13 protein-coding genes are annotated in these 14,585 nt (G+C 70.8%); 4 read left to right on the forward strand and 9 right to left on the reverse strand.

Going from position 1 to position 14,585, the window contains the following annotated elements; all coding sequences use genetic code 11:
- Nucleotides 1-24 precede the first annotated feature (24 nt).
- Nucleotides 25-1,218, forward strand: coding sequence for an NAD(P)-dependent malic enzyme (locus ACJOT3_RS01570; protein ID WP_406967934.1), 1,194 nt, complete (start codon nucleotides 25-27; stop codon nucleotides 1,216-1,218).
- Nucleotides 1,219-1,288: 70 nt separating this feature from the next.
- Here the strand turns inward: ACJOT3_RS01570 and ACJOT3_RS01575 are convergent, their stop codons facing one another.
- The 4 genes from ACJOT3_RS01575 to ACJOT3_RS01590 all read right to left on the reverse strand — a co-directional run bounded on the left by ACJOT3_RS01575 (nucleotide 1,289) and on the right by ACJOT3_RS01590 (nucleotide 7,172).
- A complete protein-coding gene (locus tag ACJOT3_RS01575; RefSeq protein ID WP_406967936.1) occupies nucleotides 1,289-2,305 on the reverse strand; it encodes a PadR family transcriptional regulator in 1,017 nt (338 codons plus the stop codon).
- Nucleotides 2,306-3,157 (reverse strand): DUF4097 family beta strand repeat-containing protein, encoded by an 852-nt coding sequence (locus ACJOT3_RS01580; RefSeq protein WP_406967938.1) that lies wholly within the window; start codon nucleotides 3,155-3,157, stop codon nucleotides 2,306-2,308. It abuts the gene before it with no gap.
- A gap of 185 nt (nucleotides 3,158-3,342) precedes the next feature.
- Nucleotides 3,343-3,522: a DUF6104 family protein gene (locus ACJOT3_RS01585; RefSeq protein ID WP_406967940.1), complete on the reverse strand. Its 180-nt coding sequence runs from the start codon at nucleotides 3,520-3,522 to the stop codon at nucleotides 3,343-3,345.
- Nucleotides 3,523-3,533: 11 nt separating this feature from the next.
- Nucleotides 3,534-7,172, reverse strand: a complete 3,639-nt coding sequence (locus ACJOT3_RS01590; protein ID WP_406967942.1) for a multifunctional oxoglutarate decarboxylase/oxoglutarate dehydrogenase thiamine pyrophosphate-binding subunit/dihydrolipoyllysine-residue succinyltransferase subunit — start codon at nucleotides 7,170-7,172, stop codon at nucleotides 3,534-3,536.
- Nucleotides 7,173-7,817: 645 nt separating this feature from the next.
- Between ACJOT3_RS01590 and ACJOT3_RS01595 the strand changes: the two genes are divergently transcribed.
- Nucleotides 7,818-8,192, forward strand: a complete 375-nt coding sequence (locus ACJOT3_RS01595; protein ID WP_406967944.1) for a BlaI/MecI/CopY family transcriptional regulator — start codon at nucleotides 7,818-7,820, stop codon at nucleotides 8,190-8,192.
- A gap of 33 nt (nucleotides 8,193-8,225) precedes the next feature.
- Here ACJOT3_RS01595 and ACJOT3_RS01600 read toward each other — a convergent pair whose 3' ends face one another.
- Complete coding sequence (locus ACJOT3_RS01600) at nucleotides 8,226-9,461, reverse strand: MFS transporter (protein ID WP_406967946.1); 1,236 nt, start codon at nucleotides 9,459-9,461, stop codon at nucleotides 8,226-8,228.
- Between the two features lie 70 nt (nucleotides 9,462-9,531).
- Nucleotides 9,532-10,617 carry a suppressor of fused domain protein gene (locus ACJOT3_RS01605; RefSeq protein WP_406967948.1) on the reverse strand — a complete coding sequence of 362 codons (1,086 nt, stop codon included), beginning with the start codon at nucleotides 10,615-10,617 and terminating at the stop codon, nucleotides 9,532-9,534.
- Between the two features lie 194 nt (nucleotides 10,618-10,811).
- Here ACJOT3_RS01605 and rlmN point away from each other — a divergent pair, with 194 nt between their 5' ends.
- A complete protein-coding gene (gene rlmN, locus ACJOT3_RS01610; RefSeq protein WP_406967950.1) occupies nucleotides 10,812-11,909 on the forward strand; it encodes a dual-specificity RNA methyltransferase RlmN in 1,098 nt (365 codons plus the stop codon).
- Between the two features lie 6 nt (nucleotides 11,910-11,915).
- Entirely contained in the window at nucleotides 11,916-12,383 is a 468-nt protein-coding gene (locus ACJOT3_RS01615) for a hypothetical protein (RefSeq protein WP_406967952.1), read from the forward strand.
- A gap of 24 nt (nucleotides 12,384-12,407) precedes the next feature.
- Here the strand turns inward: ACJOT3_RS01615 and ACJOT3_RS01620 are convergent, their stop codons facing one another.
- The 3 genes from ACJOT3_RS01620 to ACJOT3_RS01630 all read right to left on the reverse strand — a co-directional run bounded on the left by ACJOT3_RS01620 (nucleotide 12,408) and on the right by ACJOT3_RS01630 (nucleotide 14,275).
- Nucleotides 12,408-12,920 carry a hypothetical protein gene (locus tag ACJOT3_RS01620; protein WP_406967954.1) on the reverse strand — a complete coding sequence of 171 codons (513 nt, stop codon included), beginning with the start codon at nucleotides 12,918-12,920 and terminating at the stop codon, nucleotides 12,408-12,410.
- A gap of 154 nt (nucleotides 12,921-13,074) precedes the next feature.
- A complete protein-coding gene (locus tag ACJOT3_RS01625) occupies nucleotides 13,075-13,674 on the reverse strand; it encodes a hypothetical protein (RefSeq protein ID WP_406967956.1) in 600 nt (199 codons plus the stop codon).
- 13 nt (nucleotides 13,675-13,687) lie between these two features.
- A complete protein-coding gene (locus ACJOT3_RS01630) occupies nucleotides 13,688-14,275 on the reverse strand; it encodes a hypothetical protein (RefSeq protein WP_406967958.1) in 588 nt (195 codons plus the stop codon).
- Nucleotides 14,276-14,585: the final 310 nt, after the last annotated feature.

Genomic DNA, 14,585 nt, shown 5'->3' on the forward strand with positions numbered 1-14,585 from the left:
AAGTAAGACCTTGAAGGGTTTTCGATGACCAGCGATTCTTCTTCGCGTACCCGGAATCCGAACCTGGACGACGATCCCGCCTTCGCTCTGCACCGCGGCGGCAAGCTCCAGGTCGTCTCCACCGTCGACGTGCACGACCAGGAGGGCCTCTCCCTGGCCTACACCCCGGGCGTCGCACGCGTCTGCAACGGTATCGCCGACTCCCCCGAACTGGTGGAGGACTACACCTGGCGCAGCAACCTGGTCGCCGTCGTCACCGACGGCACCGCGGTCCTGGGCCTGGGCGACATCGGCCCCGAGGCCTCCCTGCCCGTCATGGAGGGCAAGTCGCTGCTGTTCAAGCAGTTCGCCGGCGTCGACTCCGTCCCCATCGCACTGGCCTGCACCGACGTCGACGAGATCGTCGAGACCGTCGTGCGCATGGCCCCGTCCTTCGGCGGCATCAACCTGGAGGACATCTCCGCGCCCCGCTGCTTCGAGATCGAGAAGCGGCTGCGCGAGCGGCTGGACATCCCCGTCTTCCACGACGACCAGCACGGCACCGCGATCGTCACCGTCGCCGCCCTGCACAACGCCGCCCGCCTGACCGGGCGCACCCTGGGCGACCTGCGCGCGGTGGTCTCGGGCGCGGGCGCGGCCGGGGTCGCCGTCACCAAGATGCTCATCGACGGCGGCATCGGCGACATCGCCGTGGCCGACTCCAAGGGCATGATCTACGACGGCCGCGAGGGCCTGACCCCGGTCAAGCAGGAGCTGGCCGCGATCAGCAACAGGGCCGGCCTGCGCGGCTCCATCGAGAGCGCCCTGGCCGGGGCCGACGTGTTCATCGGCCTGTCCGCGGGCGAGGTCCCCGAGAACGTCGTCGCGACCATGGCCCGGGACGCGATCGTGTTCGCGATGGCCAACCCCAACCCGGAGATCCACCCGGACGTCGCCCGCAAGTACGCCGCGGTGGTCGCCACCGGGCGCAGCGACTTCCCCAACCAGATCAACAACGTCCTGGCCTTCCCGGGCGTCTTCAAGGGCGCCTTCGAGGCCCGGGCCACCGACATCACCGAGAACATGAAGCTGGCCGCCGCCACCGCGCTGGCCGGACTCGTCGGTGACGACCTGTCGGCGGACTACATCATCCCGAGTCCCTTCGACGAGCGGGTGGGCGCGGCGGTCTCGGCCGCCGTCGCCGCCCAGGCCCGCCAGGACGGCGTCGCCCGCCGCTGACCGCACAGGGCGAGGGCCCGGAAGGCGCGCCCCCGCGGCGCCTTTCCGGGCCCTTGCCCTTTGTGTACGGCTACTTGTCGGTGTCGGTGCCCGGGTCGTCGACCACCTGGCTCCAGGGGTCGCCGCCGGCGGCGGGCGGCATGGGCCGCGCGGCCTTGGGCTCCTCGGGCTTCTCAGCCTCGGGCTCCTCCGCCTTGGGCGCCTCTTCCGGCTTCGGGGCCTCGGGCTCGTCGGCGGCGGGGGCCTCGGGGCCCTCGGCCTTGCCGGCCCCCTCGGCATCCGGCTTCGCGGAGTCCTTCGCGGGCGGGCCCCAGGTGCGCGCGTCCCGGCGGATCACCTCGACGGTGTCGTCGAGGATGCGGCGCAGGTCGTGCAGGGCGGCCTCGCCGACCGTGCCCGCCTCCCTGGCCACGTCGCGGACCCGCTCGCTGAAGTCGCGCAGGGCGTGGTCCAGGTCCGGGGCGCGGCCGGAGCCGCCCTTGCCCCAGACCGCGCCGAAGGCGCCGAACCCCTGGGTGAACCTCTCCCACTCGCGCGACCAGCGCTGGCCGTCGTCGCAGGAGTGGTCGGCCTTCTCGCGGTCCCGTTCCCGGGAGGCGTGGTGGTCCTCGGTCCCGGGAGCCTCCTCGGCGGCGGGCTCCTCCTGCTTCGGCGCTTCCTGCCCTGGGCCCTCCTGTTTCGGGGCCTCCTCGGCGGGGCGGCGGGCGCCGCCCGCGGCGAACTTCAGCTCCTCGCGCAGCGAGCTGATGGTCTCCCGCACGTCCTGCTTGACCGCCCGGGCGATGTCGCGCACCGAGTCGGTGATCTCCCGCTCCAGGTCGTCCAGGTCGTTCTCGCGCGCCCGCAGCTCCTCACGCCCCTTGTCGGTGAGGCTGTAGACCTTGCGGCCGCCCTCCTCGGTGTGGGTGACCAGGCCCTCCTCCTCCAGGCGGGCCAGCCGCGGGTAGATGGTGCCGGGGGAGGGGGAGTACACGCCCAGGAACCGGTCCCGGAGCAGGCTGATGATCTCGTATCCGTGCCTGGGGCTCTCGTCCAGCAGCTTGAGCAGGTAGAGCCGGAGTCTGCCGTGGCCGAAGAAAGTGCTCATTCATGCCCCCTCGGGGATCGCGGCCGGAGTCTCGGGCGCGCGCCGCAGCAGCGCGGTCCGGTTGGACGCGGAGTTGATGGTGATGGTCGCCGGGTCCACCCCGCTGCCGATGCGCCCGCTCAGGACGGTGCGGGCGCGTCCGCCGCTCCGGTCCAGGCCGAAGTCGGAGTCCACCGACGAGCTCGCGTTGCGGATCTCCACCGAGGCGGAGGTGTCCGCGGGCACCCGCAGGGCGACCTCGCCGGAGACGGTGTTGATCCGGACCCGGGCGGCCGGGGCCACGTCGGTGTCGGCCAGCACGGAGCCGGAGACGGTCTTGGCCCGCAGGGAGGAGACGCGCCCGCCCGCCACGGCCAGCTGCCCGCTGACGCTGTTGAAGGCCAGGCCCCCGGACACGTCCCGCAGGGAGGCGTTGCCGGAGACGGTGCCGATGTCGGTCTCGCCGGTCGCCCCGTCCAGGGTGACCTCGCCCGAGGCGGTCTTGAGCTTGGTGCGCGACCCCACGCCCGCGACCACGATCGGCGCGCTCATGGTGGTGACGTCGACCGGGCAGTCCCGGGGGACGCGCAGGTTGACGGTGGCGCTGCGCCGCTGCACCTGCTTGTAGCCGCCCAGCTGGACCGGGCGCAGCCGCTCCAGCAGCCCGGACCCGGTGAGGTCCTCGTAGTGGATGGTGAGGATGCCCGCTTCCTGGACGGCCAGGAGGGGCTCGCCGACGATGTCGGTCACCTCGAAGGTGACCGGGTCGTCGGTGGGAAGAATGTTGACCTGGCCGCCGAGGATCCGTACCCGCAAGGCCACGATGCCGTCGAGGGTCTGGGTCGTCGGCCTGTCGATGGTCCATCGTGCCATCGTGTGCACCCCTTCGCTCGCTCCGATGTCTTCACGATATGTCGCGAGTCGGGCGAACTCAAGATATGTCGCGGATTCCCGGGGGTGTCTCCGGGAGAACCCCGGCGCATCCCCGGGAACACGGCACCCCCGGCACGGCGAAGGGGGCCCGGGATCTCTCCCGGGCCCCCTTTCACGGGTGCGCCCTACTCGTCGTCCTCGTCGTCCAGCCGGGCCAGCCAGGTGGCCAGCCGGTCGACCGGGGTCTCGAACTCGGGGTGGACGTCGGTGAACGTCCGCAGCTGCTCGGCGAGCCAGGCGAAGCTGACCTCCTCCTCGCCGCGGCGCTTCTCCAGCTCCTCGATTCCGCGATCCGTGTAGTACACGCGCGCTCCCGCTAGTCCGCCGGCGGGAAGACCGTGTCCACCAGGGCTCGCTGCTCCGCCTCGTGCCGCTTGGCTGAGCCGGCCGCGGGCGAGGAGGAGGCCGGACGCGAGATCCGGGTGAACGGGCGGTCCAGCTGCTCGGAGAAGACCAGCGCGACGAACGGCCACGGGCCCATGTTCGCCGGCTCCTCCTGGACCCACAGGACCTCGCCCGCGTTCGGGTAGGCCCGGAGCTGCTCCCGGATCTCCTCGATCGGCAGCGGGTAGAGCCGCTCCGCCCGGATGATCGCGGTGTGCTTGTCACCGCTCTTGCGGCGCGCCGCGTCCAGGTCGTAGTAGATCTTGCCCGAGCACAGCACCACGCGGCGCACCTTCTCCGGAGCGATCGAGTCGTCCGTGATGAGCGGCCGGAAGTGCCCCGAGGTGAAGTCGGCGGCGGCGGAGGTCGCGGCCTTCAGGCGCAGCAGCGACTTGGGCGTGAAGATGACCAGCGGCCGCTCGATCGGCGACTTCGCCTGCCAGCGCAGCAGGTGGAAGTAGCTCGCCGGGGTGGTCGGCATCGCGACGGTCATGTTCTCCTGCGCGCACATCTGCAGGAACCGCTCGATCCGGGCCGAGGAGTGGTCCGGGCCCTGGCCCTCGTAGCCGTGCGGCAGCAGCAGGGTGACGCTGGAGCGCTGGCCCCACTTCTGCTCGCCCGAGCTGATGTACTCGTCGATGACGGTCTGCGCGCCGTTGACGAAGTCGCCGAACTGCGCCTCCCACATCACCAGCGCCTCGGGGCGGGTGAGCGAGTAGCCGTACTCGAAGCCCAGCGCCGCGTACTCGCTCAGCAGCGAGTCGTGGACGTGGAACTTCACGGTGCCGTTGTCGAACTGCTTGAGCGGCGTGTAGGTCTCGCCGGTGTCGCGGTCCATCAGCGCGGCGTGGCGCTGGCCGAAGGTGCCGCGGCGGCTGTCCTGGCCGATCAGGCGGACCGGGTGCTCGTCCAGCAGCAGCGACCCGAAGGCCAGTAGCTCGCCGGTCGCCCAGTCCACCGCGTCGGTCTCCACCATGGTGGCGCGGCGGGCCAGCTGCGGGGCCAGGCGCGGGTGTGCGGTGAACTTCTCCGGCAGGTTGACCTGGGTGTCGATGACCCGCTTGACCGTCTCGGTGCTGATCGCGGTCTCGACGGTCGAGTGGTCCAGGCGGCCCTCGGTGAACACCTCGGGCTTGACCACGGCACCCGGCTCGATCGGCTTCCGGTCGGCCTCACGGGTCTCCGTGAACGCGCGCTCCAGCTCGGTCTGGTAGTCGCGCAGGGCCGACTCGGCCTCCTCCACCGTGATGTCGCCGCGGCCGATGAGGGCCTCGGTGTACAGCTTGCGGGTGGAGCGCTTGGCGTCGATGACGTCGTACATCAGCGGCTGCGTGAACGCCGGGTTGTCGCCCTCGTTGTGACCGCGGCGGCGGTAGCAGACGAGGTCGATCACGACGTCCTTGTTGAACGCCTGGCGGTAGGCGAAGGCCAGGTGCGCGACCCGGACCACGGCCTCGGGGTCGTCCCCGTTGACGTGGAAGATCGGCGCCTGCACCATCCGCGCCACGTCGGTGGCGTACACGCTGGAGCGGCTGTCCGACGGCGAGGTGGTGAAGCCCACCTGGTTGTTCACGATGATGTGAACGGTGCCGCCGGTGCGGTAGCCGCGCAGCTGGGACAGGTTGAGGGTCTCGGCGACCACGCCCTGTCCGGCGAACGCGGCGTCGCCGTGGATGAGGATCGGCAGCACGGTGAAGCCGTGCGGGCCCTTGTCCAGCAGGTCCTGCTTGGCGCGGACGATGCCCTCCAGGACCGGGTCGACGGTCTCCAGGTGGGACGGGTTCGCCGCCAGCGAGATGGCGATCTTCTCACCGTCGTGGGTCTCGAAGACGCCCTCGGTGCCCAGGTGGTACTTGACGTCACCGGAGCCGTGCGCGCTGCGCGGGTCGAGGTTGCCCTCGAACTCGCCGAAGATCTGCCCGTAGGACTTGCCGCAGATGTTGGCCAGCACGTTGAGGCGGCCGCGGTGGGCCATGCCGATCACGGCCTCGTCCAGCCCGGACCGGGCGGCCTTGGAGATCACGCCGTCGAGCAGCGGGATCAGGGACTCGCCGCCCTCCAGGGAGAAGCGCTTCTGACCCACGTACTTGGTCTGGAGGAAGGTCTCGAACGCCTCGGCGCTGTTGAGCCGGTGCAGGATGTGGAGCTGCTCGTCACGGTCGAGCTTCTCGTGCTCGCGCTCGACGTGCGCCTGGATCCACTCCCGCTCCTCCGGGCTCTGGATGTGCATGTACTCGATACCCACCGTGCGGCAGTAGGTGTCGCGCAGCACGCCCAGGATGTTGCGCAGCTTCATGACCTGCTTGCCGCCGAAGCCCCCGGTCGGGAACTCGCGGTCCAGGTCCCACAGGGTCAGGCCGTGCTGGAGCACGTCCAGGTCCGGGTGCTTGCGCTGCTCGTGGTCGAGCGGGTTGGTGTCGGCCATGAGGTGGCCGCGCACGCGGTAGGCGTGGATCAGCTCCTGGACCCGGGTGGTCTTGTCGAGCTGGGTGGCCTTGTTGACGTGGATGTCCTGCACCCAGCGCACCGGCTCGTAGGGGATGCGCAGGGAGTTGAAGATCTCGTCGTAGAAGCCGTTCTCGCCCAGCAGCAGCTGGTGGATCCGGCGCAGGAACTCACCCGACTGCGCACCCTGGATGATGCGGTGGTCGTAGGTGGAGGTCAGCGTCATGACCTTGCTGATGCCCAGGTCGGCCAGCGTGTCCGCGGAGGCGCCCTGGAACTCGGCCGGGTACTCCATCGCGCCGACGCCCAGGATGGTGCCCTGGCCCGGCATGAGGCGCGGGACCGAGTGCACGGTGCCGATGCCGCCGGGGTTGGTGAGGCTGATGGTGGTGCCCTGGAAGTCCGGCACGCCCAGCTTGTTGGTGCGGGCCTTGCGGACCAGGTCCTCGTAGCCGCCCCAGAACTCCATGAAGTCCATCTCGTCGGACTTCTTGATGGAGGGCACGACGAGCTGGCGCGAGCCGTCGGGCTTCTGGAGGTCGATCGCCAGGCCGAAGTTCACATGCTTGGGCTTGGCGACACCGGGCTTGCCGTCGATCTCCGTGTAGGAGTGGTTCATCTCCGGCATCGACTCAAGGGCCTTGACCATGGCGAAGCCGATGAGGTGGGTGAAGGAGACCTTCCCACCGCGGCCGCGCCGGAGATGGTTGTTGATGACGATCCGGTTGTCGAAGAGGAGCTTGACCGGCACCGCGCGCACACTGGTCGCGGTCGGCATGGTCAGGCTCGACTCCATGTTGGTCGCGGTGCGCGCGGGTGCGCCGCGCAGCCGCTCCTCGTCGACCTGGAGGGCCTCGTCCGCGCTCGGGGCCGCCGCCTTGGCGGGGGCCGGCGCGGCGGGCTTCTTGGGTGCGGCGGTGGCGGCGGGGGGCGTGGCCGGCGCCTTGACGGCGGTGGTCCCCCCGCTCTTCGCACCGGCCGACTCCGCGGGCTTATAGTCCGCGAAGAAGTTCCACCAGGCCTTGTCGACCGAGTTCGGGTCGTTCAAGTACTTCTGATAAAGCTCCTCGACCAACCACTCGTTGGGGCCAAAGTCTGTCAGGGGTTGAGACGCCTCAGACGACACGGCGGAGATCGCCCACTTCCGCAGCTCGCTCGTGAATGTGTAGGAAGACGGGTGGCTGCCGGCTCGGCGGGCTCAAGGAAGAACAGGGGTCGACCGCGTGGCGGAAGACCGGTCTGACCAGGCCGGCACTCGTCGGTTACCAGGCTACTTGTACCGGCATCCCATCGGGGAACACGGGCCGTGTTGAAACTAGGAGATAGCTAACATTTTTTCACAATCGCGTTGGCGCTACGCGTCGGTAACCAAGCGTAGCGTGCCTGTGATGCCTGGTTTGTGGGTTTTTGCGGGGATTTCGTGATGTGAAGTCCGTGGCCGCTACCGGCCGCCGCCGATGTGTCCCGTACCACTCTCGATGTCGAGATTCCGGGGGAACCCGATCCCACCCGGCCCCGTCGGAGTAGGTGCAAGCGGCCGGGCGGGACGGCCGGGTCCCACCGCCGACGTTCCCAGCGGGAGCGGTGGGACCCGGGCCCGGTCGTCGCGCGTTTCCCCTCCCTGACAGCCCTCCGAACTCGTGAAACGCCGGTGAACGGCGGTGAAGGTGTGCATATCTGTGCGCTCTTCGGAGTTCTCCCGCGCCGCCGCGCCCCGCGTGCCAAGATCGCGATACGCGCACACCGGACACGCGGGGGTGGGGAGACACCGATGAGGGGCCTGGGGGAACTGGAAGCCGCCATCATGGACGCGCTGTGGCGCTCCGAGGAGCCGCTGCCCGTGCGGCTCGTCCACGAGACGATGGTCTACGACCGGGACATCGCCTACACGACCGTCATGACGGTCGCCGGGATCCTCTACAACAAGGGCCTGCTCGACCGGGAGAAGCGCGGCCGCGCCTGGGTCTACTGGACGCTGGAGACCCGCGCCGAGTACACCGCCCGGGTCATGGACGAGTTCCTCGGCACCTGCCCCGAACCCCAGGCCACCCTGCGCAGCTTCGTCGAGCGCTTCAGCGACGAGGAGATGGCCTCCTTCCACCGGGTGCTCAGCCAGGTCCGCCTCGCCCGCGGCGTCGCCAGCTAGCCGCGCGCGGCCGGCGCGGCCGGGAGAGCGCGGTCAGGGCAGCCTGCGCAGGCGGCGCACGCCCGGCACCGCCAGGGCCGCCGCGGTGGCCGCCACCATCAGGGCGGCCAGCCCGAGCAGCGCGTTCTGCGGTCCGACCGCCGCCGCCACCGGGCCGATGGCGACCTGGCCGAGGGGGATCGCGGCGAACGACCCCAGGGCGTCGTAGGAGTACACCCGCGACAGCCGGTCGGCCGGGACGTTCTCCTGCACCGACACGTGCCAGGCCACCTCGAACTGCTCCACGGCCACCCCCGTCACGAACATGGCGGCGACCAGCACCAGGGGCGCCGCCGGCAGGGACAGCGCGTACAGCGGCACCGCCTGGACCGCGACCAGCGCCACCCCGAACCCCAGCGCCCGGCGCGGCTGCCACCGGGCGGCCAGGAACCCGCCCACCAGCATCCCGGCGCTCTGGGCCGCCACGACCAGCCCCCAGGCCGCCCGGCCGAAGGACTCGTCGGCGATCGCCGGGCCCAGCACCGCCACCGACGCCGACCAGGCGGCGTTGGTCACCATGAACTGCGCCACCACGACCCACACCCACGAGCGGGCGGTGAACTCGCGCCACCCCTCCACCAGGTCGCGCAGCACGCTCGCCCGCCCCGCGCCGGGTTCGGCGCCCGGCACCCGCAGCAGCACGAACGCCGCGCAGGCCAGCGCGTACAGTCCCGCGTCGGCGGCGATGGACCAGCCGGGTCCGACGAACGCGACCACGGCCCCGCCCAGGGACAGCCCGGCCACCATGGCGCTGTTCCCGGTCAGCCGGACCACCGCGTTGGCCTGGCGCAGCAGGGCGCGCGGCACCGTCTGGGGGAGCAGCGCGGCGGCCGCGGGCAGGTTCACCGCGGCCGCGGCCCCGTTGAGCACGCTCAGGACCACCATCAGCGGCAGCGACGCCGCCCCGGTCAGCAGGGCCGCGCCCAGCAGGCCCTGGGCCAGGGCGGCCAGCGCGCAGCCGCCGCGCAGCACCAGGGAGCGGGGGAGCCGGTCGGCGATCACCCCGCCGAGCAGCAGCAGGGCCACGTTCGCGACGGACCGCGCGCCCACGACCAGGCCCACCTGGACGAGGGAGCCGGTCACGTCCAGCACGGCGAACGCCAGCGCCACGTTCGCCAGCCCGTTGCCCAGGGACATCAGCAGCCGCCCGGCGGCCAGCGCCCGGAACGGGCCGTACCGCAGCGGCGCGCCCATCCCGGCCGTGCGCCCCGCGCCCTCGGTCGCCGTCACACCCCTACCCCCGCCCGGTCCTGTGGGACCCGGGGATCATTTCAGGGCCCCGGGCGGGCGGCCAAAGGGTTTACGACAGGATCCAGCTGCGGCCCTCCGCGGCCAGCTTCTCCACCAGGGTCGCGCTGTCGTGCTCCTTGGCGAACAGGTGCTCGGGACGGGTGACGGGCACGATCCACAGCCACCGCACCGGGTCGCCCTGGAAGGTCAGCCCGGCGGTGTCCGGCGGGGTGTGGCCCGCGGCGGCCACCAGCGGCGAGGGGTCCTCCAGCAGCAGCACCGCCCCCGCGCCCCGGCGCATCGCCCGGTCCTCGGGGTTGTCCAGCCACTTCACCGTGTGCCCGGTGCCGAACCAGGTCACCGCCCGCCACGGGAACGCCCCGATCCACCGGAAGATCCGCGCGGCGTGGTGCGCGGGCATGGTGGTGGCCAGCGCCAGCTCCACCCGCGCGTACCTGGAGGTGTCGGCCATGTACCGGTCCAGGGTGGGCATCCGCTGCCCGCACATGCCCACGGTCGACAGGATCGTGTAGGGCCGCTGCTCGGTGGGCGGGCGTTCCGACACCCGCAGCAGCGGCGGGTGCCCGTCGGACACGTCCCAGTAGTGGCCGGCCTCGCCCACCGTCCGGTTGAGGTGGCCCAGCACCGTGCGCTGCACGCTGCGCCAGGCGCCCGAGGCCCGCCGCCAGTCCCAGTAGGCCTCCGCGTGCACCACCCGCGGCCACAGCTGGCCCTTGACCGGGTCCAGCTCCCAGGCGTAGGCGCTGCGCCCGATCGCCTCGCGCGCGTACCCGGGCAGGCCGCTGTCGGCCTCCGCCCAGCCGGGGATGACCGCGAGCAGCCCCTCCTCGTCGACCAGCGCGACCCCGTCGCCCTCCTCGAACCACACCGCGCGCAGACAGGAGGGATCGAACCGGGGCCGCCCCTGCGGGTGCTTGGTGTGCCCCTCGGGCATCAGCGGCGCCCGGCCCTCGAAGGACCCGCCGGGCTCGGCGGTGCGGGGGGCGATCTCGTGGTTGGCCAGCCACACCGGGACGCGGATGCGCCCGCGCGCGTCCAGCAGGTAGGCGGCCGTGGTCCTGGAGTCGCACTCGACGACGACACGGCGGCTCTGGTACGGGCTGATCTCGTCGAGCAGGACCTCGATCCCTGACACCGGCCCTCCCACACTCGCCGATCCGCCGTCCTCCGCGGGCCCGAACCGACCCGTCCACACTGCACGTAGAATCGACGGTAGTGCCCTGACAGGCGGAGCCGTACCCGCAGCCGCGTATAGGTCGTATAACGACCCGCACCACTGCCGTCCCGCGCCGGGCCGAGACCATCGACTCCACCCCTTACGGACTCTCTATGCCCGCCGAGCTCACCTTTGTCGCACCGCGCCGCGCCAAGCCGCCCCGGCACCTGGCCGACCTCACCCCGCAGGAGCGGGCCGAGGTCGTCTCGGAGCTGGGGGAGAAGCCCTTCCGGGCCAAGCAGATCGCCAAGCACTACTTCGGCGGTCTGGAGTCGGACACCTCGGCCATGACCGACCTGCCCGCCTCCTCCCGGGAGAAGCTGGGCGAGGCCCTGCTGCCCCGCCTGCTCACCCCGGTCAAGCACATCACCTGCGACAACGGGATGACCCGCAAGACCCTGTGGAAGGCGTTCGACGGGGTGCTGTTCGAGTCGGTGCTGATGCGCTACCCGGACCGCGTCACCCTGTGCATCTCCTCACAGGCGGGTTGCGGCATGAACTGCCCGTTCTGCGCCACCGGGCAGGCGGGGCTCACCCGCAACCTGTCCACCGGCGAGATCGTGGAGCAGGTGGTCTCCAGCGCCCGCGACCTGGCCCGCGGCCAGGTGGCCGGGGGACCGGGGCGGATCAGCAACATCGTGTTCATGGGCATGGGCGAGCCCATGGCCAACTACAAGCGTGTCCTGGAGACGGTCCGCCGGATCACCGACCCGGTGCCCGACGGCCTGGGCATCTCCCAGCGCGGCGTCACCGTGTCCACGGTGGGCCTGGTCCCGGCGATCGACAAGCTCATCTCCGAGAAGATGCAGGTCCGCCTGGCCATCTCGCTGCACGCCCCCGACGACGAGCTGCGCGACGAGCTGGTGCCGATCAACACCCGCTGGAAGGTCGCCGAGGTGCTCGACGCCGCCTGGCGCTACGCGGGCACGACCGGCCGCCGGGTCTCGATCGAGTACGCGCTCATCAAGGACATCAACGACCAGGCCTGGCGGGCCGACCTGCTGGGCGAGCTCCTCAAGGGCCACCTGGTGCACGTCAACCTGATCCCGCTCAACCCCACCCCGGGGTCGAAGTGGACGGCGTCGCGCCCCGAGGACGAGCGCGAGTTCGTCCGGCGGCTCCAGGCCCACGGCGTCTCGGTGACCGTGCGCGACACCCGCGGCCAGGAGATCGACGGAGCCTGCGGCCAGCTCGCGGCCGCGGAGAGCTGACCTCCGGTGGTCGAGACCGGGCTGGCCTTCGTCGTCGCCCTCACGGCGGGACTCCTCCCGGTCATCAACATCGAGGTCTACCTGCTGGGCGCCGTCGCCCTGAACGGCGACGGCGCCCTGGTGGCCATGGCGGTCGCCGCCGGCCTGGGGCAGACCCTGGGCAAGCTGCCCTACTACTACGCGGGCAAGGGGACGCTCTCCGCCCCCTGGCTGCGCAGGCGCACCGAGACGCCGGGCAAGTGGACCGAGCGGGCCGCCCGCTGGCGGCGCAGGGCCGAGGAGCGCCCCGCCTGGGGGGTGGGCCTGCTGGCGCTCAGCTCGTTCGCGAGCATCCCGCCGTTCGTGGTGGTCTCGGTCCTGGCGGGGGTGGTGCGGATGAACGTCGTGCTGTTCTCGGCCGTCACCTTCGTCACCCGCACCGTGCGCTTCCTCATCATCGTCCTGGCCCCGGCCTGGGCACTGGACTTCTTCTGACCCGGTTTCCCCGCCCGGACCCGGTCAGCCCAGGTCCTCGCGGGTCACCTCCAGGCCGCCGCCGACCGGCTCCAGCCCCCCGTCGCCGCCGACCAGGTACGCGCTCTGGTCGGGGTTGAGCAGGGAGGCCGGCACGTCGTCGTAGGTCGCCAGGAACAGCACGTAGGTGTCCCCTTCGCGCAGCTCCAGGTCGTCGGGGCCGCCGTTCTCGTGCTTGACCTCCAGCGCGCCCCCGGGGGCCTCGCCCTTGAACACCTCCGACACCGCCAGGGTGTACACGGTGTACTCCAGCGGCTCCAGGCCCTCTTCGGCCTCGCCGCCCTCGGAGATGTCGATCGGCTCGGTGCGGGAGCCCTCCACGGTTCCCTCGACCACCAGGTCGGCGGACTCGAACAGCTCCTCGGCCGAGGCGTAGGACGGGTAGTCGCCCGTCGCGCCCCCGGTGCTCGGGGAAGGGGACGAACAGGCCGACAGGGCCAGGGCCAGCACGGAGACCACCGCGATTCCTCCCGTGCTCCGGCTCCAGATCGTTCGCATCTCCGGTACTCCTCGGATGTGTGGGCCCCAGAACCGGGGCCGTATCTCCCTTCGACTCGTTCGGAGAAAAAGAGGTTCCCCGCCTCCCGGATTTTTTCTGTCCCCGGGAAACGGGGTCCGTGTTACTCCTGTGGTTTTTGTGAGAACCCGGAGACTAGTCGGAGAATTCCTCGATGACGTCCTCGCTGATCGGGACGTGGTTCTCCGCGTGGAGCGGCTCGAAACCGCCGTCGCTTTCCACGGAATAGGCGCCCTGGTGGGCATTGATGAGCGAGAAGGGGACGTCGTACACCCCGCTGAGGAACAGCAGGTGGGGCCGTCCGGCCTCCAGGGCGACGGCGCCCGGCTCGATGTACTCGACGCCGTCCAGGACGCTGCCGAGCTGCTTGATCTCGATGGTCTCGCCGACCTCCGCGTCCCCGGACACCACCGAGGTCACCTGCACCTCGTGGACGGTGAAGACGAGGAGCGCCTCCTCCTCGGGGTCCGGTACTCCGGACGCCGGGTCGGCGGCGGGGTCCAGGCCCTCCTCCGGCGGGAGCAGGATGTCGATCTCCCGGACGCTCGAAGAGGTGATGATCCCCTCCACGACCAGGTCGGCGGACGTGAGCAGATCCTCGGGGGTGTCGTAGACCGGGTAGTCGGGGTGGTAGACGACGACGTCGTCGGCGGCGGTCTCCGTGGCGTCGGGCGCGGCGCAGGCCGCGAGGGCCAGAACCAGGCCGGTCGCCGCGGTCAGGGTGATCGTTCTCATGGCTCTTCCCTCCTCAGTAGATGCGTCGGACTTCCGAGATGTCGTAGGCATAGGGCGTGATCCGGGTCCTGTTGCGGCTGTGCTTCATGACCGACAGCTGGGTCGTGTTCGGGTTGTCCGCCAGCGAGAGCGCGTGGCCCAGCTCATGCAGGGAGGTGCTGCGGCACCAGGCGGTCATGTTGCTCCCGGAGTCCTCGGACAGGCGCCGGGCGTTGATCCGGATGGTGAAGCTCCGGTTGGCCCGCGTGCCCGAGGGGGAGTAGAGGCCGTACCAGTTCTCGGTGTAGCGGCCGGCGGTCATCACCCGGTTCACCGAAGTACTGGTGGTGCGGGTGATGGAGATGTTGGTGTTGCTCGTGTTGTTCCAGTTGGTGCGGCCGGTGTTGAAGAACCCGATCCAGGTGTCGTTGACCGCCCCGTAGCGGACGGTGAAACGTGTGGTTCCCACACCGCCGGAGTAGTAGTCGGCGTGCGCGGGCACCGCGCCCAGGGCGATGACCAGGACGACGGTGCTGAAGGCGGCCAGCACCCGGGCCAGGGGGCGGCGGGGCAGGGGTGATCTCCGTGCGGTGGGGGACGTGGTGACGGGGCTCTTCGCCATGGACTTCTCCCAGAGGAGGAGGAGAGGGGAATCCGGTCTGAAGAACGGGGTGCACGGTTCGACTTCCGGCGTTTCCGATTCAACCGGAACACGGGCGCGGAAGAAAGGAGATGGCCTCTTGAGGACGGCGGTCCGGATTTTTTCCCCGAGTTTTTCCGGAGCGGCCTCCTGAGGTGGGGGAATGTGTTTTCCAGGTACCCCGTACCGATTTTCCGGTTCCGTTTTGGCGATCTGCCGAAAAAGGTGATCAAGTGTTATCATCGCCGGCCGTCGCGGCAGGGGCCGCGCCCCGGGGGCGGAGGGCCCCCGG

Origin of the sequence: Nocardiopsis protaetiae, from assembly GCF_045446735.1 — a bacterium.
In the GTDB taxonomy this organism is placed as follows: domain Bacteria; phylum Actinomycetota; class Actinomycetes; order Streptosporangiales; family Streptosporangiaceae; genus Nocardiopsis; species Nocardiopsis protaetiae.

What these genes read in the sequence shown, in the direction of transcription:
- ACJOT3_RS01570 (WP_406967934.1), top strand. Translation starts at nt 25, where the DNA reads ATGACCAGCGATTCTTCTTCGCGTACCCGGAATCCGAACCTGGACGAC.
- ACJOT3_RS01575 (WP_406967936.1), bottom strand. Translation starts at nt 2,305, where the DNA reads ATGAGCACTTTCTTCGGCCACGGCAGACTCCGGCTCTACCTGCTCAAG.
- ACJOT3_RS01580 (WP_406967938.1), bottom strand. Translation starts at nt 3,157, where the DNA reads ATGGCACGATGGACCATCGACAGGCCGACGACCCAGACCCTCGACGGC.
- ACJOT3_RS01595 (WP_406967944.1), top strand. Translation starts at nt 7,818, where the DNA reads ATGAGGGGCCTGGGGGAACTGGAAGCCGCCATCATGGACGCGCTGTGG.
- rlmN (WP_406967950.1), top strand. Translation starts at nt 10,812, where the DNA reads ATGCCCGCCGAGCTCACCTTTGTCGCACCGCGCCGCGCCAAGCCGCCC.
- ACJOT3_RS01620 (WP_406967954.1), bottom strand. Translation starts at nt 12,920, where the DNA reads ATGCGAACGATCTGGAGCCGGAGCACGGGAGGAATCGCGGTGGTCTCC.
- ACJOT3_RS01625 (WP_406967956.1), bottom strand. Translation starts at nt 13,674, where the DNA reads ATGAGAACGATCACCCTGACCGCGGCGACCGGCCTGGTTCTGGCCCTC.
- ACJOT3_RS01630 (WP_406967958.1), bottom strand. Translation starts at nt 14,275, where the DNA reads ATGGCGAAGAGCCCCGTCACCACGTCCCCCACCGCACGGAGATCACCC.